We start from the raw sequence: 24,964 nt of genomic DNA, 5'->3' as shown, positions 1-24,964 counted from the left end.
TCGAGTTCGATTCGGAAGCCGAACCGAACTCGACGTTCCCCAGGCAATGATCGCAAGCGCCACGACAGCCCCATGCCTGTCGCAGACACGCCGCTCACTTCGTCACGACGCCAAGCGCTCGGTCGCTTAGAGCCGGTGCCCAGTTGGAGGCGCCGCCACGCTGCCTGTTGCCCATCTGCTTCCTGAACCCCAGCCGCGCGAGCTGATCGCGGTGAACTTCGTCGGGGCCGTCGGCAAGTCGCAGCAACCGTGCGGTCGCATAAGCTGCGGCTAGACCGAAATCATTGCTGGTACCGCCGCCGCCGAATGCCTGGATCGCCCAATCGATGACCTTACAGGCCATGTTCGGGACGGCTATCTTGATCATCGCGATCTCGCTTCTGGCCCCCTTGTTCCCCACCGTGTCCATCATGTGCGCCGTCTTGAGCGTGAGCAGTCGGCACTGTTCGATCATGATGCGCGATTCGGCGATCCGTTCGCGGCTGACCGACTGATCGCTCAGAGGCTTGCCGAATGGGGCGCGCTCCGCCATTCGGAGGCACATTTTTTCCAGCGTCCGCTCGGCAAGTCCGATCAGGCGCATGCAGTGATGAATCCGGCCGGGACCAAGCCGGCCCTGGGCGATCTCGAAGCCGCGGCCTTCCCCAAGCAACAGGTTGGACTTCGGCACGCGGACATCCCGAAACACCACTTCGGCCGCACGATCGGGCACGCCGTAGAAGCCCATCACCGGCAACGAACGAACCACCTCGACGCCCGGCGCGTCGCGCGGCACCAGGATCATCGACTGCTGCCGATGACGGTCCGGGTTGTCCGGATCCGTCTTGCCCATAAAGATGATTACCTTGCAGCGCGGGTCCGTGGCATTGGTCGTGTACCACTTGTGCCCGTTGACGACGTAGTCGTCGCCATCCGCGCGGATTTCGCTCTCGATGTTGGTGGCATCGCTGGACGCGACGGCGGGTTCCGTCATGGCGAAGGCCGAACGGATCTCGCCGGCGAGCAAGGGCATCAGCCACCGGGCCTGCTGTTCCGGCGTGCCGTAACGCGCCAGAACTTCCATGTTGCCGGTATCCGGCGCCGAACAGTTGAATATCTCGGGCGCCAGATGCGATCGCCCCATGATCTCGCAGAGCGGCGCATATTCGAGATTGGAGAGACCGCCCCCGTGTTCGCAGTGCGGCAGGAAGAGATTCCACAGGCCGGCCTCCCTTGCCTTGGGCTTGAGTTGCTCGACGACCGGATAGACGGCCCATGGACCGTGGTCTTCCGCCTCCCGGTAGAAGCGGGCCTCGTTCGGATAGATGTGCTCCTCCATGAAGGCAACGAGCCTTTCTTCCAGTTCGAGGACCCGTTGCGATTTCTCGAGCATGGCTACGTCCACCTGATCTCGGGCAGCGATGTCTCGCCGACTCACACTATGACGCGCGGCCATCGAGGCGCCCGTGCCTTGGCCTTCGATCGCCGCACAAAGACATCCATAGACGATCTGAAGGGCTTTGGCGACATCGTCCGACGATTTCGATTGACTATCTGTTCAGTGAAGTCCTACACGGGAGCAACTGACCGGCTATGCCCGTAGAACGTCGAGAGGAAAGAAATGGGCACTGCCACCGGAACAGGCGGCGCAGGAGACTGGGTACCCGACCGGGCACGGCTGACGCGATGGCTGTCGGCAACCATACCGGGTTTTCGGGGCGAGATTCGGCTGGAGCGAACCGCGGGCGGCCAGTCGAATCCGACCTTCCGTCTGCGTGCGACCGACCTGGATCTCGTTCTGCGGAGCAAGCCGGCGGGCCCAACGCTGCCCAGTGCGCACGCCGTCGACCGGGAGTTCCGCGTTATGGAAGCGCTGCGGGGTACCGGCGTCCCGGTGCCGTGCGTCAGAGCGCTGTGTGGGGACGAAAGCGTCATCGGCACCGTGTTCTATGTGATGGACTACGTCCCGGGGCGTGTCTTCTGGGATCCCCGGCTCATCGACCTCGACCGCGCGGAGCGATCGGCGATCTTCAATTCCATGAACGAGACGATCGCGCGCATTCACTCCCTCGATGTCGCGGCCATCGGCCTTCGTGACTACGGCCGGGCCGGGGCCTATGCCGAACGGCAGGTAGCGCGCTGGACGAGGCAGTACCGCGCCTCCGAAATCGATCCGAACCCTGCAATGGACTGGCTCATCGACTGGCTGCCGCGCAACCTTCCACCGGACGGTCCCACACGGCTGGTTCATGGCGACTATCGCCTCGACAACTTACTGATCCACCCGACCGAGCCGCGCGTCGTCGCCGTGCTCGATTGGGAGCTTTCCACGCTCGGAGACCCGATGGCGGATTTCGCCTATCACATGATGAGCTGGCGTCTGCGGCCGGAGTTGTTCCGCGGACTGGCCGGCACCGATTTCGCAGGGACCGGAATCCCGGACGAGCAGACCTATCTCGCCCGCTATGTCGAACGCACCGGTCTCTCCGACACCCGTCACTGGAAATTCTTCCTCGTGCTGTCGATGTTCAGGATCGCCGCGATCATGCAGGGCATCGCCAAACGCGCGCTGGACGGCACGGCCTCCAACGCGGATGCTGCCGAGATTGGCGCGAAAGCCCGGCCCATCTCGGAGGTCGCGGTCGAACTGGCGCAGGGTAGCGGAGGCGGCACGTGACGCACAAGGCGCAGATCGGGATTGCCGGCGCGGCCTGGAGCGGAGCGGAAATCGCCTCCGTTCGCGCGCCCGCAGGTCGTGACGCCCTCGACGAAGCGCCAGAAAGCATCCCGGCGAAGCTCTCCGCCATCGGGGACCGCGGCCCGGCGTGCAACCGCGAGGGGGGGCGTCGATGACCGCGCAGACTGCGCCCGCCCGCGGAGCCGATCGACCGCGGCTGAGTTCGTCCGACCAGATCGTGCGCGACATCGTCCGCGGGCTCTACGATGGCCGATTTGCTGCCGGGCAGAGACTGATCGAACCCGACATGATGCGCCTCTACGCCGTCAGCCGCGGTACCGTGCGCGAGGCGCTGAAGCGGCTTGCCGCGGAGGGGGTGGTCAGCATCACTGCCTTCCGCGGCGCACAGATTCGTCACCTCTCGCGGGCTGAAGCGACGGAAATACTCCAACTCCTGGAAGTGACGATCGGCCTCGCCGCCAGGCTGGCGGCGCAGAACATGGCAGGATCCGCGAGCCGGGAAAACTTCGGGGCGGCCTACGCGCACCTCGCCTCCTTCGCCGACAAGGAGGATTCGTTCGACCACGTTCAGGCGCGAAACCGCTTCTATCGCGCCATGACCCGTGCCGCCGGCAACCGTGCCCTCGCCCGTCTCATCCCCAGCTTCCAGGTCCACCTGATCCGCACCTACCTTCGCCGGCCGGCGAAGGAGCGCTTCGCCGACTATCGCGCGATGGCGGACGCAATCCTGTCCGGCGACGGCGACCGGGCGGAGGCGGCCGGCCGACGCCACCTGCGACACGTCATCCAGGCGTTGAACGCCGCACCCGAGTCGATTTTCGCACCGGCCGTTTCCAGGCAGACCGATGGCATGGACGACGAGGAGATCGATCATGACTAATGCAGCGCATGTCCTCCCGGCCTGCCCCGGAAATCCACCCGGGAGGGAGGAACGAGGACGCATGGTTGCCCCAAGCGGAACATGCCGGTGACAGGTTTGTTCGACCTGACGGGCGCGCGCGCCCTCATTTCGGGATCATCACGCGGGATCGGCCTCGCGATCGCGACCCGCATGGCGGAAGCCGGCGCGCGAGTGACGATCTCCTCACGCAAGTCCGACGCCTGCCAGGCGGCCGCGGACGCCATCAACCAGGCGCACGGGGATGGCCTGGCAATCCCGATCCCTGCGGATATTTCCGTACGCGCCGACCTGGAGAACCTCGTCGAGACGGCCAACTCGGCCTGGGGAGGGATCGACTTACTGATCTGCAACGCAGCCAGCAACCCCCACTACGGGCCATTGGCGGGCATCACGGACGAGCAGTTCCGGAAGGTATTCGAGAACAACGTGCTCTCCACGCACTGGCTGATCTCGCTGGTCGCGCCAGGGATGCGCGCCCGCCGTGACGGCGCCATCACGATCATCTCGTCGATCGGAGGGCTGACGGGCTCCGCCGCGATCGGCGCCTACAACATCTCGAAGGCGGCGGACATGCAGCTCGCACGAAACCTGGCGGTCGAATTCGGCAAGGACAACGTCCGCGTCAATTGCATCGCGCCGGGCCTGGTCAGAACCGCGTTCTCGCGCGCCCTTTGGACCAACCCGGACGTATTGGGCGGATACGAAGCGAAGACCCCGCTCGGCCGCATTGGCGAAGCCGACGAGATCGCGGGGACCGCGATCTTCCTGTCGGCGCGCGCGGGATCGTTCGTGACCGGCCAGACGATCGTCGTCGACGGCGGGGTGACCATCGCGGGAGTGACCGGCGCATGACGATCGAAGGCAAGATCGTCGTCGTCACCGGCGGCGCCAGCGGCATCGGGGAAGCACTGTGCAGGGCCTTCGCCTCCGCCGGGGCGCGCAAGGTGGTGGTTTCCGATATCGACGTCCCCGGCGCCGGCAGGGTGGCGGCCGACATCGGCGGGATCGCCGTACCCTGCGACGTCTCGGAGCAGCAGCAGATCGAAGCGCTCGTTTACCGGGTCGAGGCGGAAGTCGGTCCGGTCGAACTGTTCTGCTCCAATGCCGGGATCGCCGCGGGTTTCGATCAGAGCTTCGAGAATGCCGCCATGGCTCCCGACGCGGTGTGGCAGAGGGCGTGGGCGATCAACGTGATGGCGCATGTTCACGCCGCGCGGGTACTCGTTCCGCTCATGAAGGCACGCGGCGGTGGCGCATTCCTGCAGACGATCTCGGCCGCCGCGCTGCTCAACCAGATCGGCAGCGCGGTCTACGCGACGACGAAACACGCCGCGATCGGCTTCGCGGAGAACCTTGCCATCACGCACCGCGACGACGGCATCCGCGTCTTTGCGCTCTGCCCGCAGGGCGTGGACACACCGATGCTGCGGGGCCTGCCCGAAGGCCCTCAATCGGCGGACGGCGTGATGTCCGCGGAGAAGGTGGCTGCCGTGACGCTGGCCGCGATCGTGGAAGGCCGGTTCCTCATCCTGCCGCATTCTGACGTCGCGAAGTACATGCAGCGCAAGGCGGCGGACTACGACCGATGGCTGGACGGCATGGCCCGGCTGCAGCGGACGATGAAATAGGTCCTTCTCCTTGTCGGAGACCTCAGGTCACGGTTCGGTCGGATCGGAGGGGACCGTCGTGCAGGAAGGAAACCGGCTTCGCGGAGTTCGCAACGGACGAGAAAGCTCCTTGAGAGAAGGGAATACGTGAATGGCGGTCGAGTCGGGAGAAGAGATGGCCGAGACGGTGACATTCGCGCGGGAGGGGGCGCTGGCGGTTCTGTCGATCGACAATCCGCCCGTCAACGCTCTCTCACGCTCCGTGATAGAGGGGCTGATCGCGGGCTTCGACCTGTTCGAAAAGGACGGTTCCGCCGACGGCCTGATCATTCGCTGCGCCGGCCGGACCTTCGTGGCCGGCGGCGACATCGCGCTTTTCGACAATCCGGCATTTTCCGCGGAGCCCTTGAACGCCCTCCTCGACCGGATCGCGGCGAGCAGCCGGCCGGTGGTCGGAGTGCTTTTTGGAACCGTCCTCGGCGGCGGGCTCGAATTGGCACTCGCCTGCCACGGACGCATCGCGGCCGAGGGAACCGCGTTCGGAATGCCGGAAATCCGGCTTGGGCTCATCCCCGGCTCGCACGGGACGCAGCGCCTGCCGCGCCTCGTCGGGCTTGCGGAAGCGGCCCGGATGATCTCTACGGGCGAAGCCATCGGCACGGAGAAGGCGCTCGAGATCGGGCTGATCGATCGTATCGCCGATCCCATGGACGGCGCCGCCATCGCGGACTTCGTCGGATACGTCGCATCGCGGGGCCGGCCAGAGCCGGCGCCCTTGCAAGGACGGGCGGATCAGGAAGTGCTCGACGGCCTGCGCAAGACCGCGGCGGGAAAACCGCAAGAGCCGGCCTATCGGGCGGTAGCGGAGGCGCTGGCCGCCGCAATCGAGCGGCCCTTTGCCGAAGGCGCGGCGATAGAGGCTGACTGGTTCGCGAGACTGGTGCCCTCGGTACCTGCCCGCGCGCAGCGCCACCTCTTCTTTGCCGAACGTGCCGCGGCCTCGATACCCGATCTGCCGAAAGAATCCCCGACCCGGTCGGTCGAGCAAGTCGGCATCCTCGGCGCGGGCACGATGGGGACCGGGATCGCGCTCAGCTTTGCGCTTGCCGGTTTCGAGGTGATCCTCTCGGACACCGAGCAGTCCGCGATCGACCGCGCATTCGAGGGGTTGAGCGATGCCCTCGGTGCGTTCGTACGCCGCGGCCGCCTGTCCGACGAGGCGGCGAAGACCACCCTTGCGCGCATAGAGGGCGCGGTCGGCGCTGCCGCACTCGCCTCGTCCGATCTCGTTGTCGAGGCCGTGTTCGAGGACATGGAGCTCAAGCTTGCCGTCGCACGGGAACTGGGCAGTCTCTGCAACCCCGGAGCGATCATCGCCACCAACACCTCCACGCTCGACGTCAATGCGATCGCGGCCGCGACCGGCCGGCCCGGCGACGTCATCGGCACGCACTTCTTCTCGCCCGCACACATCATGCGGTTGCTGGAAGTGGTGCGCGGGAAATCAACAGCGCCGGATGTCCTGCAAACGATCCTGAGGACGGCCCGCCGGATCGGAAAGACGGTGGTGGTCAGCGGCGTGTGCTACGGCTTCATCGGCAATCGCATGGCCGAGGTCTACATGCGAGAAAGCGAAGCCATGCAGCTGGAAGGAGCCTCGCCGCAAGACATCGACCGGGTTATCGAGGATCCGGCGTTTCTCGGCATGTCCATGGGACCGAGCCGGATGCTCGACATGGCCGGCGTGGACGTCGGCGCGCGCACGGTCATCGAGTGGGTCGCCTCGGGCGCCGGGCCGCGCGATCCGGCCTATCGGGCGCTCTGCCGCAGAATGTACGAAACCGGCAGGCACGGGCAGAAATCTGGTCTTGGCTACTACCTCTACGAGGGGCGCAAGGCTCTGCCCGATCCCGATCACTCCGCGCTTTGTACCGGGCTGGCGGCCGAGCTTGGGATCGCTCGCAGGAAGCATTTTCCCGAAGAAGAGATCTTCGAGCGGCTGTTCTTTCCGATGGTCAACGAGGCAGCGCTGATCCTAGAGGAGAAGATTGCCTATCGCGGCTCCGACATCGACGTGGCCTGGACCTCCGGCTACGGTTTCCCGCGCTGGCGCGGAGGTCCGCTCTTCATGGCCGACGAAATCGGGCTCGCGCGCATTGTCACGGGCATGGAGCACTACGCGGCAAGGGGCGGCGACCCGTACGGGTACTGGAGCGTCGCACCGTTGCTGCGCCGCCTGGCCGAAGAGGGCGGCAGGATCAGCAAGTGGACATCGCAGGGAGGACGGCCGTGAGAGAAGCAGTCATAGTCAGCACCGCGCGGACCGGCATCGGCAAGGCGTTTCGTGGGGCGCTGAACGCCACGAAATCGCCGAGTCTGGCCGGATTCGCGCTCGCCCATGCAGTGGAGCGGGCCGGCGTCGAAGGGGGTGAGATCGATGATTTCGTGCTGGGGACGGTGCTCGCGGCCGGCACGGCGGGGATGAACCTCGCGCGCAATGCGGTGTTTGCGGCCGGGCTCCCGCCCGAAGTCGCCGCCCAGACCATGGATCGTCAATGCGCCTCGGGACTGACGGCGGTCGCCACGGCTGCCAAGCAGATCGTCTGCGACGGAATGAACATCGTCGCGGCCGGCGGGCAGGAGAACATTTCCGCCGTCCAGGGCAGATATTTCGACTGGGTGTCGGCCGAGGCCGACGCGGCGGTGACCGCAAAAGTACCGGCGGCCTACATGCCGATGCTGAAGACGGCCGAAGTCGTCGCCGAACGCTACGGCATCACCCGCGAGGCACAGGACCTTTATGCGCTGGAATCGCAGGCACGTACTGCCCGTGCCCAGTCCGCCGGCCTCTTCGACGACGAGATCGTTCCCTTCGCGACCACGATGCTGGAAACGGACCGGACCACCGGGGAGACGCGCGAGCAGGCCGTCACCTTGGCCAAGGACGAGTGCAATCGCCCGGGTACGACGCTCGAAAGCCTGAGCGGGCTGAAGCCGGTGATCGAGGGCGGCACGGTGACCGCCGGCAACGCCTCGCAGCTGTCCGACGGCGCCGCGGCGCTGATGCTGATGGAAGGATCATTGGCGGCTTCGCGCAGGCTCACGCCTCTCGGCCTCTATCGAGGCATGGCCGTTGCCGGTTGCGCACCCGACGAGATGGGTATCGGGCCCGTCTTCGCGGTGCCCAAGCTGCTCCGCCAACATGGTCTGACGGTTGACGACATCGGCCTGTGGGAACTGAACGAAGCCTTCGCCTGTCAGGCGATCTATTGCCGCGATCGGCTTGGCATCGATCCCGAGCGATACAACCTCAACGGCGGCGGCATTTCCATCGGACATCCCTACGGGATGACGGGAGCGCGGCTGGTCGGCCACGCGCTGATGGAAGGCCGCAAGCGCGGCGTGAAATATGTGGTCGTAACCATGTGCGTGGGCGGCGGCATGGGCGCGGCAGGGCTGTTCGAGACCTGTCTGTGAATGCCGGCCGGCAACCGGATACTCTGAAACCGCAACGCTGAAGGTCTCGCTCCATGACAGCCTCGCAGTCGTCCCTCGTCACCTATTCGCCGTCTGCGCGGGATGCCCGCATCGGCCGAATCTGCCTGAACAGGCCCGAGCAGCGCAACGCCATCGACACTCGGATGGCGCTTGCCTTGCGGGAAGCCGTCACGGCTTTCGAGGATGATGCCTCGGCGCGCGTGGCGATCCTCGGCGGCGCAGGGCCGGTGTTCTGCGCGGGCATGGACCTGGCGGCGTTCGCTGCCGGGGAACGGCCAGGCCTGGACGACGAGGACGGTTTCGCCTTTTTCGTTCGGCGGCGCCGTAGGAAGCCGATCATCGCGGCGGTCCAGGGCGGGGCGTTTGCCGGCGGTTTCGAGATCATGCTGGCGTGCGATCTCGCCGTTGCGACAATCGACGCGCGCTTCGCCCTTCCCGAAGTCAAGCGCGGGATCATCGCCGCGGGAGGCGGCGCGGTGCGACTGGCGTCCCGGATGCCGCTGGTCGTCGCGCGCGAGATGCTCCTGACCGGCGATCCCATCACTGCCGCACGCGCGTACGAACTGGGACTTCTCAACACCGTCGTGTCGACGCCGGAACTGAACGCAGCAGCCGAAGACTTGGCGCGAAGGATCGCCATCAATGCACCGCTGGCAGTCGCGGCCTCACTGTCGCTTTGCGAAATCGCAGCGGCAGCGGGAGAAGCCGACGGCTGGGCCAAGACGGTTCTGGAATGGCGCAGGGTGGAGACCAGCGAGGATGCACGCGAAGGCGCCGTCGCCTTCAAGGAGAAACGGGATCCGGTCTGGCGGGGAGCCTAGGTCTCATGGCGACCGGCAGAGCCGTACAACTGACCGGGAGGAGGAAGCCAGACGGCTGGTAAGATACGCGATGCGCGTATGCTCGGGTTTCTGGGTGATTACCGGCTACATTAGGAAAACTGATGCGAAGCATAGGAAATTTGCGTTGTGCGATGATCTTCCTGCTTCTTGATGATCCGGAATATGGCGCCGGACGGGGGGAACAGGTAGCATTCGTGCGTGAGCATCCGCAATGTTGAAGCGGCCAAGGATTGCAGGACCGCGGCAATACCTGATTGACGGCCTGATCCCGGCGCTTGCCGTTGGGGTGATCGGAGCGATAGCCTTCTATCTGGTGCACCTGCCGCTGCCGTTCGTTCTCGGGCCGATGTACGCTTGCCTGCTGGTCAATCTTGCATATCCGCGCCTGACCAGCCCCAGTTGGACCAGACCTCCGGTCGTCGCCCTCATCGGCGTCATGCTCGGAACGACATTCAAACCGGAGCTCCTCGAAAGGCTCGACATCTGGGCAACACCGCTGGCCGGACTGCTCGTGGTCGTCGCAACGATCGTAACGGTCAACTATCTCTACTACCATTCGGTCGCGAAGTTCGACAAGGCGACGGCTTTCTATTCGAGTTCCCCGGGCGGTCTGACCGAGATGGTCATCCTGGGAGGTTTGGGCGGTGGCAAGGAAACCGATATTGCGCTGGCTCACTCCTCGCGAATACTCCTGGTCGTGATGTTGCTGCCCTGGGTGATCCGATATGTCTTGGATATTCCGTTTTCGGGCCGCACGATTTCGGGCCCATCCATCGCCCAGATGGACATCGCAACGCTCTGCCTGATCCTCGCCTTTGCAGTGGCCGGGACTTACCTGGGTAAGGCTCTGAAATTTCCGGCGTACGCATTCGTAGGCCCCATGATCGTCAGCGCACTGTTTCACCTGAGCGGGATGAGCGATTTCAGTGTCCCTAGCGAATTCGTCATCTCCGCCCAGGTCGTGCTTGGCGTCTCGGTGGGGGTCGGATTTGTCGGTGTCCCGCCTCGCCTCGTCGGGCAGGCTCTCCTGTTCGGACTGGGGTCCAGTCTGATGATGGTCCTCATTGCCCTCTTCGGAGCCTACGTGGTGAGCCGGATCTCGCCATTCGACGTTTCCGCCCTGCTGTTGGCTTTCGCACCGGGAGGGTTCCCGGAAATGAGCCTCATTGCATATGCTATGGGAGTGGACGTCGCGCTGGTCGCGGCTCTGCATGTGGTTCGCATTGCCATTGTCCTGCTGTTCGTACCGATGGTGTACCGCGTTTTTGTCGCGGACTGATAGCGGGAACGGCGCCTTTCGTAGGCTGGCCAGGCAACGGCATGGTGCGAGTCCGCCAGAGAGCGTAGGGACGCAAAGACAGGTTCATTCAGCCGGCGGTTCGTGGACCATTGGGGAATCGGCTCGGCAGTGGCCGCTGATCGCCGACCAGATTTTCGCACTGGTGATCGGCATGTCGAGGTGGTCGACATCATAGTCCGCCAATGCATCGACGATGGCACCGACAATGGCGGGCAGCGCCCCCACCAGGCCGGCCTCTCCCGCGCCCTTCGCGCCTACGGGGTTCGTCGCCGTGGGCACCGGATGAAGTCCTGTCCTGAAGCCGCACATGTCGCCCGCTCTGGGCATGGCGTAGTCCATGAAGCTTCCGGACATGAGCTGACCATCGTCTCCGTAGCGAACCGCTTCCATCAGCGCCTCGCCGATCCCTTGCGCGATTCCGCCGTGGAGTTGACCGTCTACGATGGTTTCGTTGATGACGTTGCCGACATCGTCCACTACCACATAGTCACAGAACGTGAGTTCACCGGTCTCAGGATCGATTTCGACCTCGCAGACGTGGCATCCGTTCGGAAAATTCTCCACTTCGGCACTGTAATGACCGTTTCCCTCAAGGCCTCCGGATGCCGATCCGGGCGCGGCTGCCGCGGCGATCCGGAAAACTTCGGTCAGCGCAACCTGCCTATCGGTCCCGGCCACCACGAAGAAGCCAGCTCTGAACTCGACGTCGGCGGAATGCGCTTCCAGATGATCTGCGGCGATCGGTTTGGCCCTCTTCAGTAGATCCTGAACTGATCGATCGAGTGCGGCCGAACCCATTGCCGACGTGCGCGAGCTTCCGGTCATTCCTCCGGACGGCAACCACCGAGTATCGCCTTCTACGACTTCGATGCTGTCGGGAGACAGTCCCAGCCAGGATGTCGCCAGCTGGGTATACATGGTTCCATGTCCCTGACCCTGATCGGAACCGCCGGCCACGATCGTGAGCCGGCCATCGGATCTGGCGATGGTGCGTACGTTTTCGAACGTCCAGGCCAGGGTGGCCCGCTCGATGACAGTGGATATCCCGATCCCCCTCAGCTTGCCGTCCTGGCGTGAACGTCCCCGTCTTCGTTCGAAATCGTTCCAGTCGGCGGCCCGCAACGCCTTGTCCATCACAGTTTCGAATTCGCCGCAATCGTAGGTATATGTGAGGGCGGTACGGTAGGGCATTTCTTCGGCGCGGATCATGTTGCGGCGCCGGATCTCGGTTCTGTCGAGGCCCAGCCTTCTCGCCGCCATGTCGACAAGCCGTTCGATCACATAGCTGGCTTCCGGCCTCCCCGCGCCTCTGTAAGGACCGGTCGGGTTGGTGTTGGTGAAGATGCCCCTGACCCGCACGTCGATGGCGGGGGTACGATAGACGCCGGCAAGCGAGCCAAGGTTGTTGACAGGAGAGGCAGAAGCGAGCGACGCGGCGTAGGCGCCGACATTGGCATCGGTCCTGACGCGCAACGCGAGAAACTCGCCTTTTGACGAGACAGCGAGTTCGCCGATGGTCACGTTGTCGCGCGAGTGGTTGTCGCTGAGAAAGGCTTCGGAGCGCGACGACACCCACTTCAGGGGCCGCCGGAGCTTCGTAGCGGCCCAGCATACCGCCGTCGTTTCCGGGTCGAGGTACTTGAGCCCGAAGCTGCCGCCGACACACGGCGAAACCACGTCGATGCTCTCCTGTGTGCGGCAAAGCGCCGTTGCCAATCCGCTCCTGCATCCAAAAACGTCCTGAACACCGGCGAAAACGGTCAACCTATCGCTGTCGGGATCGTAGGCGGCGACACAGCCGCGAGGTTCCAGCGGATTCGCGCTCACACGGGGAATCACGAACCTGCCGGAGACCACGTGCGGGGCAGAGCCGAAAGCCGCCGCGGTACTGTCGGCGTCTCCCGCCTCATGAAGGAAACAGACGTTGTCCGCGCACTCCTCCCAGATCGGCTGAAACGAGCGCGTCGCGTCCCGCATTTCCATGACCGGAGCGAGCATCGCGGCTTCGGCAACGACCGATTCGGCCGCCTCCAGCGCCGCCTCCAGCGTGGTTGCGACCACCAGGGCGAACGGGTCGCCGACATGTCGCAATCGACCACCCGCAAGGGGCCAGCGGTCGGGAAGGAAGGCCGCAGCACCAATCCTGTTCTCCGGTGGCGGCAGGAGGTAGGGCAATGGCCGGCAGCCGTCCGCGCGGTAGTCTTCGAGCGTGTAGACCGCGAGTACCGACTCCTGCCCGGCGGCAATGCTGCCGTCTACCGAAAGCAGCCGCGCATGAGGATAGGGCGAGCGCGCGAAGGCGGCATAGGCCATGTTCTCGAGTACGATGTCGTCGGTGTAGCGTCCTCGTCCCTGGACGAGACTGCGATCCTCGACGCGCATCATATCACCGTTGCGCATCGAGGATCTTTCCGTTTCGCTCTTGTCCGCGGCGACTTCTTATTGAAGGTCCTCCGGAAGAAGGCTCAGATCCACGATTGATTTCACGTCGAAATCACCGTCGATCATTCCCACGGTGCGAGCTCCCTCCAACATGTTGTTCACGGTCTTGAAGTCGTAGCAGTCACCGAGGCCCCAATATTCGATTCCATCCACCGAACCGAATTCGAGCAGATTCTTGACGACCTTCTTGATGACTTCCGGATCGAGTTCGAGTTCCTTGGCGATCAGTTCACCCGCTTCTTCCGGATTGCTGCGGATGAACTCGACAGCCTCGCGCCGCGCCGCAATGATACCCCGCACCGCGTCCGGCTGCTCTTCGATGGCCTTCCTGGAACTCAGAAGCATGGTGTTGCTGATCGGGGGAAACGTCTCGTTGCCCCTGGCGAGTACCTTGTACTTGTCGCCTTCCATGGTGAAGGTCGGTTCGACCATCGGAATGACGTCGACTCCGCCGGCGTTCAGTGCGGTGAGAAGTTCGTTGAACCCACCCACGGAGACCAGTTCCACCTCATCCTGAGGCAATCCGGCTTTGTCGACGAGCATCACCGCCATCATGTTGGTGGCGGACTTCGGCGAGGTATAGCCGACCCGCTTGCCCTTGATGTCGGCCATGTCGTTGATGGGCGAATCCGGCTTCGTGACCCAGATCACTTCTGCGAACGTGTCCACCGCACAACCGACGGGCACGACGTCGGCACCGGACGCGCGTGCTTGGAGAACACCCGTTATGCCTGCGTCGGCGAACGGAAGTTCACCAGCCACCATTTCACGGATCGTCGGCGTGGATCCGCGGCCGCTGCGGATACCCTCGACGTTCACGCCATGCTTCTCGAACAGTCCCTTGGCCTTTGCCAGTGCATAGGGATAGGTGCCCGTGGCGACGCCATACTGCGATGCCGCGATTTCCACGGAGCCAGCCACGGTTGCCCAAGCCGCGCCGACAACGAATGCGGCCGCCCAGATCGGAATGAGTGCTGCGGGTCGTTTCATGATTTCCTCCCATGATTTGCCCTGCTTGTACGAACCCGGGGTCAGGGCTTCAGCAACCCCCGGAGAACCTGTTTTCCGTAGTTCGGCGCCACCCGGGCGTCGATGACGAACACGCCTCCGCTTCGAACGTGCGCTGCACCCTTTCGAACCTCACCCTCCAGTTGCGAAGCGCTCTCGATGGGACCGGACGCTTCGGCACCCTGCGCACGGGCAATGGCCGCCACGTCGCAGACCGGTCCGTCAAGGCTGATCCCGATGGAACGGTTCTCGACCGGCCGCCCGCGCTCTATCGCCACCTTCTCCTGGTGGATCTCGTCATTAAAGAAGGATGCGTTGTTGGCGACGATCACGAGCAGAGGTACCCGATAGCGCACGGCGGTCCAGATCGCGGTCGCGCCCATGAGGAAATCGCCGTCCCCGATAATGGCAACCGGAAGCCGGTCGGTCCCCCTGAGCCCGAGTGCCGCGCCAACCGCCATGCCCGGGCCGGACCCGATGCCTCCGCCGCCGTCGTAACCGAGGTAATCCAGCGGACCCTCGAAACTGCAGCACTCTCCCGGCCAACCGATAGGCAGGCGAATGTAGGTGGGACGAAACTCCTCCAGAGCGCTGCTGGTCGTGGTCGCGAATTGCCTGATCGAAAGCGGCATGTCCTCGCCGGTCGGCGGACTTGACGGCGGCGCTTCCTCCGCTCGCCACTCGGACCTGGAAGCCATGCCGAGGCTCTGGACCGCCTCGTTGAGGACGGATACCGCATTATCGCTGGTCGTCAGAGAGAACAGATCCACTTCGGGGACCCCGAGGTGGTCGAAGCTCCAGCCGTTGTGGCCATACTGGTCCGGCGAGAAGTGGATCACATGCGCCGACGTCGCCCCGGATTGCCGCAACGTTCCAGCCAGATCGATCCAGTCGAGGCTCAGTGCCACGTCCGCCCTACCGATATCGTCGATTGCATCCTGTCCGATATAGATCCCCGGCCGGTAGGGGTTCAGCGGATGCACGGTCGGGAAGCAGGCACCGGTACGCAGGTCCGTGACGACGCGGGCATTCAATGATTCCGCGAGGCGCACCCTTGCGTCCCAAGCCGCCTGACTACGCAACGAGCGCCCCGCCAGAATGACCGGGCGTTTCGCATCAAGCAGCCGTCTGGCGGCTTCTTCGGCAATTTCGGCCGACGGGATGCCCGGACGAGGTGGCTGAAACCGGCGCAACTCTACCGGGTCGGGCACCCCCGTCAGTTCCGATTCCTGGTCGCCTGCATCCAGGCAGACATAGGTCGGGCCGCAAGGGGCGGTCCTTGCAATCTGATTGGCCCGAAGCAGTGACTCCACGCCCGCGCTCGGCGAGCATGGCTGGTCGTCCCACTTCGTGTATCCCCGGATCAGGCTTCCCATGTCACGGCCGGTATGGATCCAGTCGACCCACGGTCGCCGCCTCGTCGCGTCCATTGGACCCGTCGCACCCAGCAGAACCATCGGAACCCTGTCGCACCATGCGTTGAAAATCGCCATCGTCGCATGCATCAGGCCGACATTGGCGTGAAGCGCTACGGCCATCGGCTCGCCGGTCACCTTCGCGTAGCCGTGGGCGAGGGCAACGGCACTTTCCTCGTGGATGCATGTAAGCATTTGCGGATCCGTGTTCCGCAAATGATTGACGATACTGTCGTGCAACCCGCGAAAGCTCGCCCCCGGGGTCATGCTGATATACCTGAACCCGATCGTGCGGAGCGTGTCTGCGATCAGATCGCTCCCCCACTGTGGAGCGTTCTCGGCCGAAGCCACTTTTGTCGTCACGCTCAAGGCGAACTCCCATTCATCCATCCCGATACTGTCCCGCTTACCTCGGGGACAATTGTACAAAATTGTTTCGCTGGGATCCCTTGCCTGCTTTCGATTTTTCAGCTCCTTCCTCAATCTTTGTGCTTCATCTGTTGATTTTCGCTGAGACCGACTCGGCATTCTCACCGAGAACTGACCCGCCTCCCTCTCAGGTCGGATGCGGCGGTCAAGTTCCTGTTTTCCGCCCCCCTGGTCTTGGCCGTGTGGGCCGAGAGATTCGTGACTCGGAAGCTGTCGTTTCCGGTCTCGAGGATGTGGCAGTGTTGGGTCAGGCGGTCGAGAAATGCGATCGTCATCTTTGCACAAGCCTTCCAGTGCCGTCCGGGTCATGTCGACACGCCCGCCATGACGAAGCTTGCCCTCTTCCTAGAAAACAACCTCCCCGAAGGTCCGGTGGATATCCATTCCGATAACGCGTCGCATGCGCGCCTGCTGTCAGAGTGTTGACGATGGGAGCGGCGGGCAACACGACGACTACGGTTTCGCGCAGACGCCGCGATGGCAGGCGCTGCCCGCCGAGACGAGTCGATCAGTGACAAAGCTGATGGTAAGCCTGATCCTCGACCACGTCGACGACGAGCACTCTCCCGGAGAGAGGGAGGCGCGTCATGATGCATGAGAAGATCAGGTCGCATCATCTGGAGCGGAAGGCAATCCTGTTGTGCGCCAGTTGTCCGCCTATCAGATCCTGCACTGCGAGAGCGGCAGACTTAATATGCCATGCGCGACCGTCTGACGGCGCTTGGCTGGTCTCGCATCGACACGATCGACGACGATCTCGGCCGCTCTGCCGCCAGCGGTCGCACGCGCCGGGTTCGACCGGATGGTCGCGGAGGTCTGCCTTGGCAAGGTTGGGGCGGTGCAGCAGCCCGGCATCCTCCAGCGCCTCGAAATCCGGCAAATCACGCAGCGTGTCGAAGCCGAACTCCAGCAGGAACTCTTTTGTGGTGACGTAGGTGTAGGGCGCACCGGGCGTGGGGCTGCGCGGCCCGGAGGCGATGAAGCCGGCGCCGCGCAGATGCCCGATCAGGTCGCGGCGGAACTGACCTTGGCAAGAACAGCTGCAGCGCAACAGGCGGCGCAGGCCGCGGTCGCTCATGACAGGTGGGGTCCGTCAAATGCATGTTGATATGGGATCATCTGGCTTCGAGATGAGCTCAGGCTCTCACCGACCCTCGGCTCGCGCAACTATGAGGCGGCAAGCGCCATCTCCGGAACCTACCGGGGGAGCAGGACACTGGTTTCGGATTCATCGAACTGGTGAACGACTGGAAGTGATGCCAGCGTATCGCGTGCCGGGGTCTGATGGAGGCTCACATTCCACGGAAGGATGAGAGTCATGGCAGCACCGAGGAAGTGATTCCGACGAGCTTGGTGAGCGGGCGATCAGCGGTGTGATCTGGCGACGAAGCCCGGTGTGCTGCGTCGCGTTGAGGCGGCCCAAATCTTCCTTTGCTGCAAGCAAGTCTTTCACCGTCGTCTTGACGCAACTGTGGTCAGTGTTTCGACAACTCTCCACCGGAAGCGTCGGCAACTGTCGCAGTCAGGGCGAGAAAGTCTGAAAGTCGATTGAGATACCGGAGTGCGTGCTGAAACTGTGGCCTGTCGATCGGATAATCGCCGAGGCCGGGGGCGCTGAAAGGCAGCTCGCTCAGCGTAAGCAGACGACGTTCAGCTCGCCTGCATTGCGCCCTGGCTACCTCGGAGAACGCTGCCGACAAACTACCGACCGGTGGAACGGCATGCGGCTGAGATTCCGAAGTCACTCTGACATTCCGAATTTGCACTTCGAGCTCTTCGACCTCTTTCGGCGACAAGACAGCTGACCGACCTGCGGCGATGAGGTTGCCGATCTCCTGGATGACGGCCCGAACTCGCGCGAGAATTGCGTGTTGCTCCGGGAAGGCTGAGACGGCCTGCACCACTGCTATGGACGCATTCAACTCGTCCAGGACGCCGAGCGTTTCGATCGTTGGACTATCCTTGTCTACGAGCAAGCCCGAGGCCAGCCGTGTCTGGCCCGCGTCCCCAGGCCGAGTTCCGATGCGGTTTGCCATGCTGTCCTCCTCACGATCTGGTTTTCGTTTCTTGGGGTGCCGGCACCGGGAACCATTCAGTTGCCTTGTGAGTGTTGTTCCCGCTGCTGGTCGTCGAACTTGCGTGCGTACATGCAGTACATAGGCCATATGGCGGCGATGACGCCGCGTTTGCGGTCATCGAGGGGTGACAGCTTCTTCGCAGGGTCTCCTCCATACAGCCAGCCGCTCGCGATCCTCTGACCCTTGATGGTATGTGCACCGGCAGCAAGCAAGACGTCGTCTTCAACCACGGTTCCTTCCGCCAGGATCGCGCCCATGCCGACGAGGCTTCGGCTTCCGACGACGCAGTCATTCATCCGCACGTTGTGACCGATTGTGGATTCCCATCCGATCGTCACCGGCTGTTCGACGCAGCGGATGATGGTGTTGTCCTGGATGTTAGTGCGCTCGCCGACCGATATTTCATGCCGCCCGGCATCAAGGTCACAGCTGAACCAGATGCCGACATCTGCGCCGGCGACGATACGCCCGCTCGTGCTTGCCGTTGCCGCTCGAAAAAGAGGGCCGGCAGTGTCAATGGATCCATTCAGCTGGAGTGATGCTGCCATTTCGTCCGGTTCACGGTGGCTACGGGCATGCAGTGCGTCCAGTTCGCCCGTCTCAAGCCTTCTGACGGGCTTTGCGGGCTGGCCCTGATACACCCATCCGCTTTCGAGAATGGAGCGGGGGAAGACGATTGCGCCATCGGCAAGCGCGACATCGTCCGGTACCTTTGAGCCGTCGAGGATGATGACGTCGCGTCCGATATGGCAGCGGTCGCCGACGTCACAGGCATGGATGATCGAATTGGCGCCTGCCGTCACACCGTTGCCGATATGGGTTGGAAAGACATCATGTGCGATATGGACGGTCGCACGGGCGCCCAGGCGGAACTGGTTGCCAATGGTGACGTCGTGTCCGTCGGCCCGGATCACCGAATGTATGCCGAGCCATGCGTCTCGCCCGATCGTGGCGCGGCCGAGGACAGAGGCATGCGCACCTGTATACACCGGGGCCGATGCCAATTGCGGTGCGATCCCGTCATAGGGAAGGACGAATAGCTTTTGCCCGGTCATCATGCCCTGCAACTCCAGCTGTGCGTGATGGTCTGCATTTCAAAATACCGGGGTTTCTCGATAGACGCCCCACACTGTTTTGAGCTTCTCGACGATGTCGCCCATCGTGGCGCCCTCGCGCACCAGCTCGATGGTAACGGGGATGATGTTCTCGTCCTGCTCCCTGGCCGTGGCGACCAGCTTGTCGAGCAGGCTCTGCACCTTGGCCTCGTCACGCGCGGCACGAACGCGCCGCGTGCGCGAGATCTGGCGTTCGGCCGTTGTCGGGTCGTAGGGATGCACGTGTAACTTCTCCTCCGCGCCCTCCAGCCGGTAGCGGTTGACGCCGATCACGGGCTTCTCGCCCGACTGCTTGCGCAGCGCCGTCTCGTAAGCGAAATCGCCGATGTGCCTCTGGAACCAGCCTTCCTCGATCAGCTTGATCGTGCCACCACGCTCATCGATTTCGTCAAGGGTCTCGAAGATGCGCTTCTCGTATTCGTTGGTCAGCGCCTCGACATAGTAGGATCCGCCGAGCGGATCGACCACCTGGGTGACGTTGGTCTCGTCCGCAATCACCTGCTGCGTACGCAGTGCCAGCTGCATCGCCTCCTCAGTCGGGATCGCAAATGCCTCGTCGAAGCCGTTGGTGTGCAGCGACTGCGTACCGCCCAGAACGGCCGACAGCGCCTGCATGGCGGTCCGCACCACATTCACCATGTATTGCGGCTTGGTGAGCGAGGCGGCGGCCGTCTGACAGTGGAAGCGCAGGCGCATCGATTCCGGCTGCCTGGCTCCGAAGCGCTCCTTCATGATCTTGGCGTAGCAGCGGCGTAGCGCGCGGAACTTTGCCACTTCCTCGAAGAAGTCGGCCTGGCTGACGAAGAAGAAGGCGAGCCGCGGCGCGAAATCGTCGACGTCGATACCGAGCTTCGTCACTTCTTCGACATAGACAATGAGGTTGGCGAGCGCGAAGGCCGCCTCGTGCAGCGGCGAGGAGCCGGCTTCCGAGATGTGGTAGCCCGAGATGTTGATCGGGTTGTAGCGCTTCATGTGCCTGGTCGAATAGGCGATCAGGTCGCGCACAATGCGCACCGATGGCGCGATCGGAAAGATGTATTCCTTCTGCGCCATGAACTCCTTGAGGATGTCGGCCTGCACGGTGCCCGACAGCTTGTTCAGATCGTAGCCGCGCTTCTCGGCGAGCGCGACATACATCGCAAACAGGATCCAGGCGGTCGGGTTGATGGTCAGCGACACGGAGATCTTTTCCAGGTCGATGTCGGCAAGTAGCGCTTCCATGTCTGCCAGCGTGTCGATGGCCACGCCCTCGCGGCCGACCTCCCCGTCCGACATCGGATGGTCGCTGTCGTAGCCCATCAGGGTTGGCATGTCGAAGTCGGTCGATATGCCGGTCTGGCCCTGCTCGATCAGGAACTTGAAGCGGCGGTTGGTATCCTCGCCGGTGCCGAAGCCGGCGATCTGGCGCATCGTCCAGTTGCGGCCGCGATACATGGTCGGGTACGGACCGCGCGTGAAGGGGTAGCGGCCGGGCAGGCCGATATCCTCGGCCGGCGTGCCGGCGATGTCGGCGGCGATGTAGGTGCGCTTCACCGGAATGTCGCCCAGCGTGAAGAACTGCTCCTTGCGCTCCGGCGCGCGCTTGACGAAAGCGGCGACCTCGCCCTCCTCCCACTCGCGGACCTGCTTTTCCAGCGCTTCGGTGGAGATGCGATCGATCGTATCAGTCATGGTCGTTCTCTCCCGTGAACTCGCCGACCAGCCGATTCGCCTCGGAATAGGGATCGCTGTGGCGTGCGGATAATTTCTGCGCCGCGTCGGCCGAGCAGGTGGCCATAAGCGGCTTCAGCCGCTCCAGAACCAGAGTTTCGGCGGTCTTCGCCAGCCGGAAGGCGGCAATGTGGCGGCGCCGGCGCTCGCCGGCTGGGCCGTCGAGCGCCTTGCGGTGCCTTGCGGCGGCTTCCAGCAGCGTATCGAGCCCCTGGTCGTTCAGCGCCGAGACGCCGACGACCGGCGGGCGCCAGCCGCTGTCGCCCGGCATGGCTTCCTTCAGCATCATCTTCAGGTCCGTCAGCGTGCGGTTGGCGTCGCTGCGGTCGCATTTGGAGACGACGTGGATGTCGGCGATCTCCAGGATGCCGGCCTTGATCGCCTGCACCTCGTCGCCGAGCCCCGGCGCCGACACCACCACGGTGGTGTGCGAAGCATGGGCGATCTCGACCTCGTCCTGGCCAACGCCGACTGTCTCCAGCACGATCCAGTCGAAGCCGGCGACGTCGAGGATGTCGACCACGTCGAGCGCCGCATGCGCCATGCCGCCCACTGCGCCGCGTGTCGCCATCGAGCGGATGAACACGCCAGGATCAAGCGCCACGTCGGCCATGCGGATGCGGTCTCCCAGGATCGAACCGCCGGAATAGGGACTGGACGGATCGATCGCCACCACGGCGATGGTGGCGCCGGTCGCTCGCAATTTCTTGACCAGCACGCCAACGAGCGTCGACTTGCCGGAGCCTGGTACGCCGGTGATGCCGACGACATGCGCGCGGCCCGCCTTGCGGTAGATCTCGCCGATCGCCGCGCGCGCCTCCGGCACGCCGGCCTCGGCGCGCGAAATGAGCCGGGCAACCGCGAAGGTTTCGCCCTTCTCGACGCGGCCGACGAGTTCCGCGGAAGGAGTGTACGCCATCGACCGCCCTACGACGACGCGCCTTCGAGGCGGGCGCGCATGTCGCGCAGCACCTCGCGGTCGTCGATCACCCGGCGCGCCTTGAAGTCGGTCCGCTCGATCGAGTTCTGAGCCACGATCTCGACCACGGCGCGCAGGCCGAGCAGCTTCTGCAGGCCTGCCGCCACCGTGCCACGGAAGGCGGCGATGCGCGCAGGCCCCTCGCGCCACAGCGTGTCCTCGGCCTCGACCTTCACCGCCAGTTCATCCATCACGCCGTCGCGCGTGATGACGATGCGGTGCTCGCCGCCATAGCCCGGCGTCTCGTTGAGCACGGCGTCAATCTCACTCGGATAGACGTTCTCGCCACGGATGGTGAACATGTCGTCGATGCGGCCGATGATGCCCATGGGCAGTCGCGGATAGGTGCGCCCGCACGGATTGGGGGCGAACTCCCACATCGTCAGGTCGCCGGACAGCAGCCGGATCATCGGTTGGGAGGTCCGCTCCAGATGTGTGTAGACCGGCGTGCCCCGCTGGCCGTAGGGCACACGGCAGAATCCGTTCGGGTCGCACACCTCGGTATAGACGACGTCCTGCCAACACAGCATGCCTTCGGTCTCGGCAGAGCCTGCGACGTTCATCCAGGGCGTCATCTCACCCATCGATCCGCTGTCGAACACCTTTGCGCCGAACAGCTCCTCAATCCTGCCGCGCACCGCCGGGATGGAGGCGCCGGGCTCGCCAGAGAAGAACATCTGCCTGAGCCCGAACTGACGCGGGTCGAGCCCATTGTCGATTGCCGTCTGGCCGAGATGCAGCGCGTAGGTTGGCGTGCCGTAGAAGGCCTGCGGCCGCAACAGGTCGAGCCACTGCGCGCAGCGCGCGCTCATGCCGGCCGCACCCGCCCCGAACGGGAACGCCTTAGCGCCGAGCCGCTCCGCTCCGGCCAGCGCGCCCCAGCTGCCTACATAGAGGCTGAAGATCGCGGCGACGCAAATGATGTCTCCGGGGCGCATCCCCATACCCCACATGATGCGGGCATGCGCGTTGGAGATCGAACGCCAGTCGTTGCAGCCGATCGCGAAGGCGGTCGGGCGACCCGTCGTGCCGCTTGTGCCGTGGACGTGGTGAACCTCCGAGTCGGGTACGCATAGATAGTCACCGAAGGGCGGGCTGGCCGCCTGCGAGGCGCGCAGTTCAGCCTTCGTCACCACCGGCACGCTGCTCTCGAAGTCTTCCAGCGACTTCAGCTGCGAGGGGTGGAAGCCGGCCTCGTCCCATTTTGTCTTATAGAAGGGCGCATGCGAATAGGCGTAGGCGCAGACCTGCTTCAGCCGCTCCAGGATCGCCTTCTCGCGATCGGCATGCGGCATCGTCTCGCGCTTGGGAAACCAGTGGCGCTGGCCTGCCGGCGGAAAATAGCTGTCGTCATAGGCCGGAGGAAAGCTCCAGCTCTCCATCTCGGTTGCCATCAGCGGGCTCCGCGTACGGTCACCAGGCGGGTCAGCGTCTCGACGATCGCATTGGGCGGCGTGTCCTGAAGCAAGACCTCGGCGACGCCCATCTTCTTCAGCTCGACAACGTCATCGTCAGGCATCACCCCGCCTGCCACGACGATCATGTCCTCCACGCCTTTTTCCTTGAGGAGCGCGAATATTTTCGGGAAGACGGTCATTTGCACGCCGGAGAGAAGGCTGACACCGAGCACATCGACGTCCTCCTGCACAGCCGCGGTAACCACCTCCTCAGGCGAGCGATGCAGGCCGGAATAGACGACATCCATGCCGGCGTCGCGCAGCGTACGCGCCACCACTTTCACGCCGCGGTCATGCCCGTCGAGCCCGACCTTGGCCAGCAAGACCCGAATCGGCTGTGCCATGAAATCGCCTCCCCTTTCCTAAATTTCGTATTTCGTATACGAATTTCATGAAAGAGTCCAGAAGTGGTCGCTTTCGCAATCTGCTGCTATCTCTGACGGCATGAAGAATGGAGACGTTCATGGAGGCCATCAGTCCGAGCAAATCGTTGGTCGACAAGACATACGGCGCGCTCCTAGATGCCATCTGCACCGGCGAGTTCCGGCCTGGGCAACGTCTCGGGCAGGATGAGATCGCCGAGCGTCTCAAAGTCTCGCGTCAGCCTGTCAACAGCGCGATCGCCATGTTGAGAGCCCAGCGCTTCGTGATAGATACGGGGCGCCGCGGAGTCGAAGTGGCGCCTGTGGACGCGAAACTGTTCGAATCGATTTACCAGGTGCGCGGCGCCATTGAACCGCTGGCCGTGGAATTGGCGACACCGCGGCTTTCGCCTGGTTCCATCACACGCGGCCGCGAGATCGTCGCTCGCGGTACAAGACTGATGCATGCCAACGACGCCAGAGGCGTGCTTCAGGCCGATATCGATTTCCACACATTGATCTATGAACTCAGCGGCAACGAGATCATCACCGACATGATGCAGTTGAACTGGGGCCATTTGCGCCGTTCGATGGGAGAGGTTCTGAGGTTTCCTGGCATGACGCTCCAGGTGTGGAAGGAACACAAAGCAATCTTCAAGGCGATGTCGGAAGGCAGCGCCAGCGTGGCTGCCGACCTCATGCGGCAGCACATCGTCAATGCGCCGCGACGTGTCGCGAGCGGCACCGCCCCCGCCGTGTCCTCCCTGTAGAGAGTTGCGGAATGCTGGGCGCCATGTGCAGCCGGCGATCGCGAAGAACTTCATTGCATTGTGGGCCAATACCCGTCGCACTTGTGCGGCCGAAAGCGACTTCAGGCCCTGTGGTTGTGTTGCAAATTTTGAGAAGGCAAGAGGCAACTTCCGTATGGACGCAATTCATGCGGCGATTGCCCTGAAATTGCTCCTTGAGCGACGGGTCCCGGTTCAAAGTAAGCGCCCTTGCTGCTTGCGCATCATGTGCAACATTTCAATGCCGGCCAAGGTGGCTGCCGCTGATGGAAACGACGTGAAGCCCAACATCGGACGCACCCGCCGCTTGCTTCGTCGATGATTCCGTTCGGATCCGGTAGTTATGATATTGGCTC

19 protein-coding genes and 4 pseudogenes are annotated in these 24,964 nt (G+C 63.7%); 9 read left to right on the top strand and 14 right to left on the bottom strand.

The genetic code is table 11. The features are described 5' to 3' along the window. Positions 1 to 94: 94 nt before the first annotated feature. Complete coding sequence (locus MAXJ12_RS22310) at positions 95 to 1,372, bottom strand: acyl-CoA dehydrogenase family protein (RefSeq protein ID WP_008838265.1); 1,278 nt, start codon at positions 1,370 to 1,372, stop codon at positions 95 to 97. A 228-nt stretch (positions 1,373 to 1,600) separates the two neighbouring features. On the opposite strand from MAXJ12_RS22310, the gene MAXJ12_RS22305 reads away from it, so the two are divergent. The 8 genes from MAXJ12_RS22305 (at position 1,601) to MAXJ12_RS22265 (ending at position 10,804) form a co-directional block, all read left to right on the top strand. Beyond that, positions 1,601 to 2,656: a phosphotransferase family protein gene (locus tag MAXJ12_RS22305; protein ID WP_008838264.1), complete on the top strand. Its 1,056-nt coding sequence runs from the start codon at positions 1,601 to 1,603 to the stop codon at positions 2,654 to 2,656. Positions 2,657 to 2,828: 172 nt separating this feature from the next. Next, positions 2,829 to 3,557, top strand: a complete 729-nt coding sequence (locus MAXJ12_RS22295; protein WP_008838262.1) for a GntR family transcriptional regulator — start codon at positions 2,829 to 2,831, stop codon at positions 3,555 to 3,557. 96 nt (positions 3,558 to 3,653) lie between these two features. Then, positions 3,654 to 4,430, top strand: coding sequence for an SDR family NAD(P)-dependent oxidoreductase (locus MAXJ12_RS22290; protein WP_008838261.1), 777 nt, complete (start codon positions 3,654 to 3,656; stop codon positions 4,428 to 4,430). Further along, positions 4,427 to 5,206, top strand: coding sequence for an SDR family oxidoreductase (locus MAXJ12_RS22285; RefSeq protein ID WP_008838260.1), 780 nt, complete (start codon positions 4,427 to 4,429; stop codon positions 5,204 to 5,206). Before MAXJ12_RS22290 ends, MAXJ12_RS22285 begins: the two co-directional genes overlap by 4 nt. Before the next feature lie 130 nt (positions 5,207 to 5,336). After that, entirely contained in the window at positions 5,337 to 7,478 is a 2,142-nt protein-coding gene (locus MAXJ12_RS22280; RefSeq protein WP_008838259.1) for a 3-hydroxyacyl-CoA dehydrogenase NAD-binding domain-containing protein, read from the top strand. After that, positions 7,475 to 8,662 (top strand): acetyl-CoA C-acyltransferase, encoded by a 1,188-nt coding sequence (locus tag MAXJ12_RS22275; protein WP_008838258.1) that lies wholly within the window; start codon positions 7,475 to 7,477, stop codon positions 8,660 to 8,662. Before MAXJ12_RS22280 ends, MAXJ12_RS22275 begins: the two co-directional genes overlap by 4 nt. A gap of 53 nt (positions 8,663 to 8,715) precedes the next feature. Continuing rightward, the gene (locus tag MAXJ12_RS22270; protein ID WP_008838257.1) at positions 8,716 to 9,504 is read left to right on the top strand and encodes an enoyl-CoA hydratase-related protein; all 789 of its coding nucleotides are present in this window, start codon (positions 8,716 to 8,718) and stop codon (positions 9,502 to 9,504) included. Positions 9,505 to 9,736: 232 nt separating this feature from the next. After that, positions 9,737 to 10,804 (top strand): AbrB family transcriptional regulator, encoded by a 1,068-nt coding sequence (locus MAXJ12_RS22265; protein ID WP_008838255.1) that lies wholly within the window; start codon positions 9,737 to 9,739, stop codon positions 10,802 to 10,804. Positions 10,805 to 10,888: 84 nt separating this feature from the next. On the opposite strand, the gene MAXJ12_RS22260 is transcribed toward MAXJ12_RS22265, so the two are convergent. The 12 genes and pseudogenes from MAXJ12_RS22260 to MAXJ12_RS22210 form a co-directional block, all read right to left on the bottom strand. Further along, entirely contained in the window at positions 10,889 to 13,225 is a 2,337-nt protein-coding gene (locus MAXJ12_RS22260; RefSeq protein WP_008838254.1) for a xanthine dehydrogenase family protein molybdopterin-binding subunit, read from the bottom strand. A gap of 39 nt (positions 13,226 to 13,264) precedes the next feature. Then, positions 13,265 to 14,176, bottom strand: a complete 912-nt coding sequence (locus MAXJ12_RS22255) for an ABC transporter substrate-binding protein (RefSeq protein WP_157999650.1) — start codon at positions 14,174 to 14,176, stop codon at positions 13,265 to 13,267. A gap of 122 nt (positions 14,177 to 14,298) precedes the next feature. Beyond that, a complete protein-coding gene (locus MAXJ12_RS22250) occupies positions 14,299 to 16,173 on the bottom strand; it encodes a thiamine pyrophosphate-binding protein (RefSeq protein ID WP_244421551.1) in 1,875 nt (624 codons plus the stop codon). A gap of 47 nt (positions 16,174 to 16,220) precedes the next feature. Beyond that, positions 16,221 to 16,400: pseudogene (locus MAXJ12_RS38450) on the bottom strand (ATP-binding protein); the annotation flags it as partial. Next, positions 16,396 to 16,521: pseudogene (locus tag MAXJ12_RS40370) on the bottom strand (IS110 family RNA-guided transposase); the annotation flags it as partial. The pseudogenes MAXJ12_RS38450 and MAXJ12_RS40370, both read right to left, overlap by 5 nt. Positions 16,522 to 16,930: 409 nt before the next feature. After that, positions 16,931 to 17,143, bottom strand: a pseudogene (locus MAXJ12_RS35465) (SMC-Scp complex subunit ScpB); the annotation flags it as partial. A gap of 451 nt (positions 17,144 to 17,594) precedes the next feature. Continuing rightward, a complete protein-coding gene (locus MAXJ12_RS22235; protein WP_008838248.1) occupies positions 17,595 to 18,155 on the bottom strand; it encodes an ATP:cob(I)alamin adenosyltransferase in 561 nt (186 codons plus the stop codon). Between the two features lie 56 nt (positions 18,156 to 18,211). Next, a complete protein-coding gene (locus MAXJ12_RS22230) occupies positions 18,212 to 19,255 on the bottom strand; it encodes a gamma carbonic anhydrase family protein (RefSeq protein ID WP_008838247.1) in 1,044 nt (347 codons plus the stop codon). A gap of 36 nt (positions 19,256 to 19,291) precedes the next feature. Further along, positions 19,292 to 20,983: a methylmalonyl-CoA mutase family protein gene (locus MAXJ12_RS22225; RefSeq protein ID WP_008838246.1), complete on the bottom strand. Its 1,692-nt coding sequence runs from the start codon at positions 20,981 to 20,983 to the stop codon at positions 19,292 to 19,294. After that, positions 20,976 to 21,941 carry a methylmalonyl Co-A mutase-associated GTPase MeaB gene (meaB, locus tag MAXJ12_RS22220; protein ID WP_008838245.1) on the bottom strand — a complete coding sequence of 322 codons (966 nt, stop codon included), beginning with the start codon at positions 21,939 to 21,941 and terminating at the stop codon, positions 20,976 to 20,978. Before meaB ends, MAXJ12_RS22225 begins: the two co-directional genes overlap by 8 nt. 8 nt (positions 21,942 to 21,949) lie before the next feature. Continuing rightward, entirely contained in the window at positions 21,950 to 23,395 is a 1,446-nt protein-coding gene (locus tag MAXJ12_RS22215) for a phenylacetate--CoA ligase family protein (protein WP_008838244.1), read from the bottom strand. Then, on the bottom strand, positions 23,395 to 23,802 hold the full coding sequence (locus MAXJ12_RS22210; protein ID WP_008838243.1) for a cobalamin B12-binding domain-containing protein: 408 nt from the start codon (positions 23,800 to 23,802) through the stop codon (positions 23,395 to 23,397). The genes MAXJ12_RS22215 and MAXJ12_RS22210 overlap by 1 nt, the downstream gene beginning before the upstream one ends. A gap of 119 nt (positions 23,803 to 23,921) precedes the next feature. Here MAXJ12_RS22210 and MAXJ12_RS22205 point away from each other — a divergent pair, with 119 nt between their 5' ends. Then, positions 23,922 to 24,590, top strand: a complete 669-nt coding sequence (locus MAXJ12_RS22205; protein WP_008838242.1) for a GntR family transcriptional regulator — start codon at positions 23,922 to 23,924, stop codon at positions 24,588 to 24,590. A 222-nt stretch (positions 24,591 to 24,812) separates the two neighbouring features. Here the strand turns inward: MAXJ12_RS22205 and MAXJ12_RS40365 are convergent. Beyond that, positions 24,813 to 24,938: pseudogene (locus tag MAXJ12_RS40365) on the bottom strand (IS6 family transposase); the annotation flags it as partial. Positions 24,939 to 24,964 lie beyond the last annotated feature (26 nt).

The sequence above is a fragment of the Mesorhizobium alhagi CCNWXJ12-2 genome (assembly GCF_000236565.1).
Lineage (GTDB): Bacteria > Pseudomonadota > Alphaproteobacteria > Rhizobiales > Rhizobiaceae > Allomesorhizobium > Allomesorhizobium alhagi.
This window is presented reverse-complemented; position numbering and strand designations above follow the sequence as displayed.

Excerpts from the sequence above, each read along its gene's own strand:
- MAXJ12_RS22310 (WP_008838265.1), bottom strand. The coding sequence starts at position 1,372 with ATGCTCGAGAAATCGCAACGGGTCCTCGAACTGGAAGAAAGGCTCGTT.
- MAXJ12_RS22305 (WP_008838264.1), top strand. The coding sequence starts at position 1,601 with ATGGGCACTGCCACCGGAACAGGCGGCGCAGGAGACTGGGTACCCGAC.
- MAXJ12_RS22295 (WP_008838262.1), top strand. The coding sequence starts at position 2,829 with ATGACCGCGCAGACTGCGCCCGCCCGCGGAGCCGATCGACCGCGGCTG.
- MAXJ12_RS22285 (WP_008838260.1), top strand. The coding sequence starts at position 4,427 with ATGACGATCGAAGGCAAGATCGTCGTCGTCACCGGCGGCGCCAGCGGC.
- MAXJ12_RS22280 (WP_008838259.1), top strand. The coding sequence starts at position 5,337 with ATGGCGGTCGAGTCGGGAGAAGAGATGGCCGAGACGGTGACATTCGCG.
- MAXJ12_RS22270 (WP_008838257.1), top strand. The coding sequence starts at position 8,716 with ATGACAGCCTCGCAGTCGTCCCTCGTCACCTATTCGCCGTCTGCGCGG.
- MAXJ12_RS22265 (WP_008838255.1), top strand. The coding sequence starts at position 9,737 with ATGTTGAAGCGGCCAAGGATTGCAGGACCGCGGCAATACCTGATTGAC.
- MAXJ12_RS22260 (WP_008838254.1), bottom strand. The coding sequence starts at position 13,225 with ATGCGCAACGGTGATATGATGCGCGTCGAGGATCGCAGTCTCGTCCAG.
- MAXJ12_RS22235 (WP_008838248.1), bottom strand. The coding sequence starts at position 18,155 with ATGGCAAACCGCATCGGAACTCGGCCTGGGGACGCGGGCCAGACACGG.
- MAXJ12_RS22230 (WP_008838247.1), bottom strand. The coding sequence starts at position 19,255 with ATGATGACCGGGCAAAAGCTATTCGTCCTTCCCTATGACGGGATCGCA.
- MAXJ12_RS22225 (WP_008838246.1), bottom strand. The coding sequence starts at position 20,983 with ATGACTGATACGATCGATCGCATCTCCACCGAAGCGCTGGAAAAGCAG.
- meaB (WP_008838245.1), bottom strand. The coding sequence starts at position 21,941 with ATGGCGTACACTCCTTCCGCGGAACTCGTCGGCCGCGTCGAGAAGGGC.
- MAXJ12_RS22215 (WP_008838244.1), bottom strand. The coding sequence starts at position 23,395 with ATGGCAACCGAGATGGAGAGCTGGAGCTTTCCTCCGGCCTATGACGAC.
- MAXJ12_RS22210 (WP_008838243.1), bottom strand. The coding sequence starts at position 23,802 with ATGGCACAGCCGATTCGGGTCTTGCTGGCCAAGGTCGGGCTCGACGGG.
- MAXJ12_RS22205 (WP_008838242.1), top strand. The coding sequence starts at position 23,922 with ATGGAGGCCATCAGTCCGAGCAAATCGTTGGTCGACAAGACATACGGC.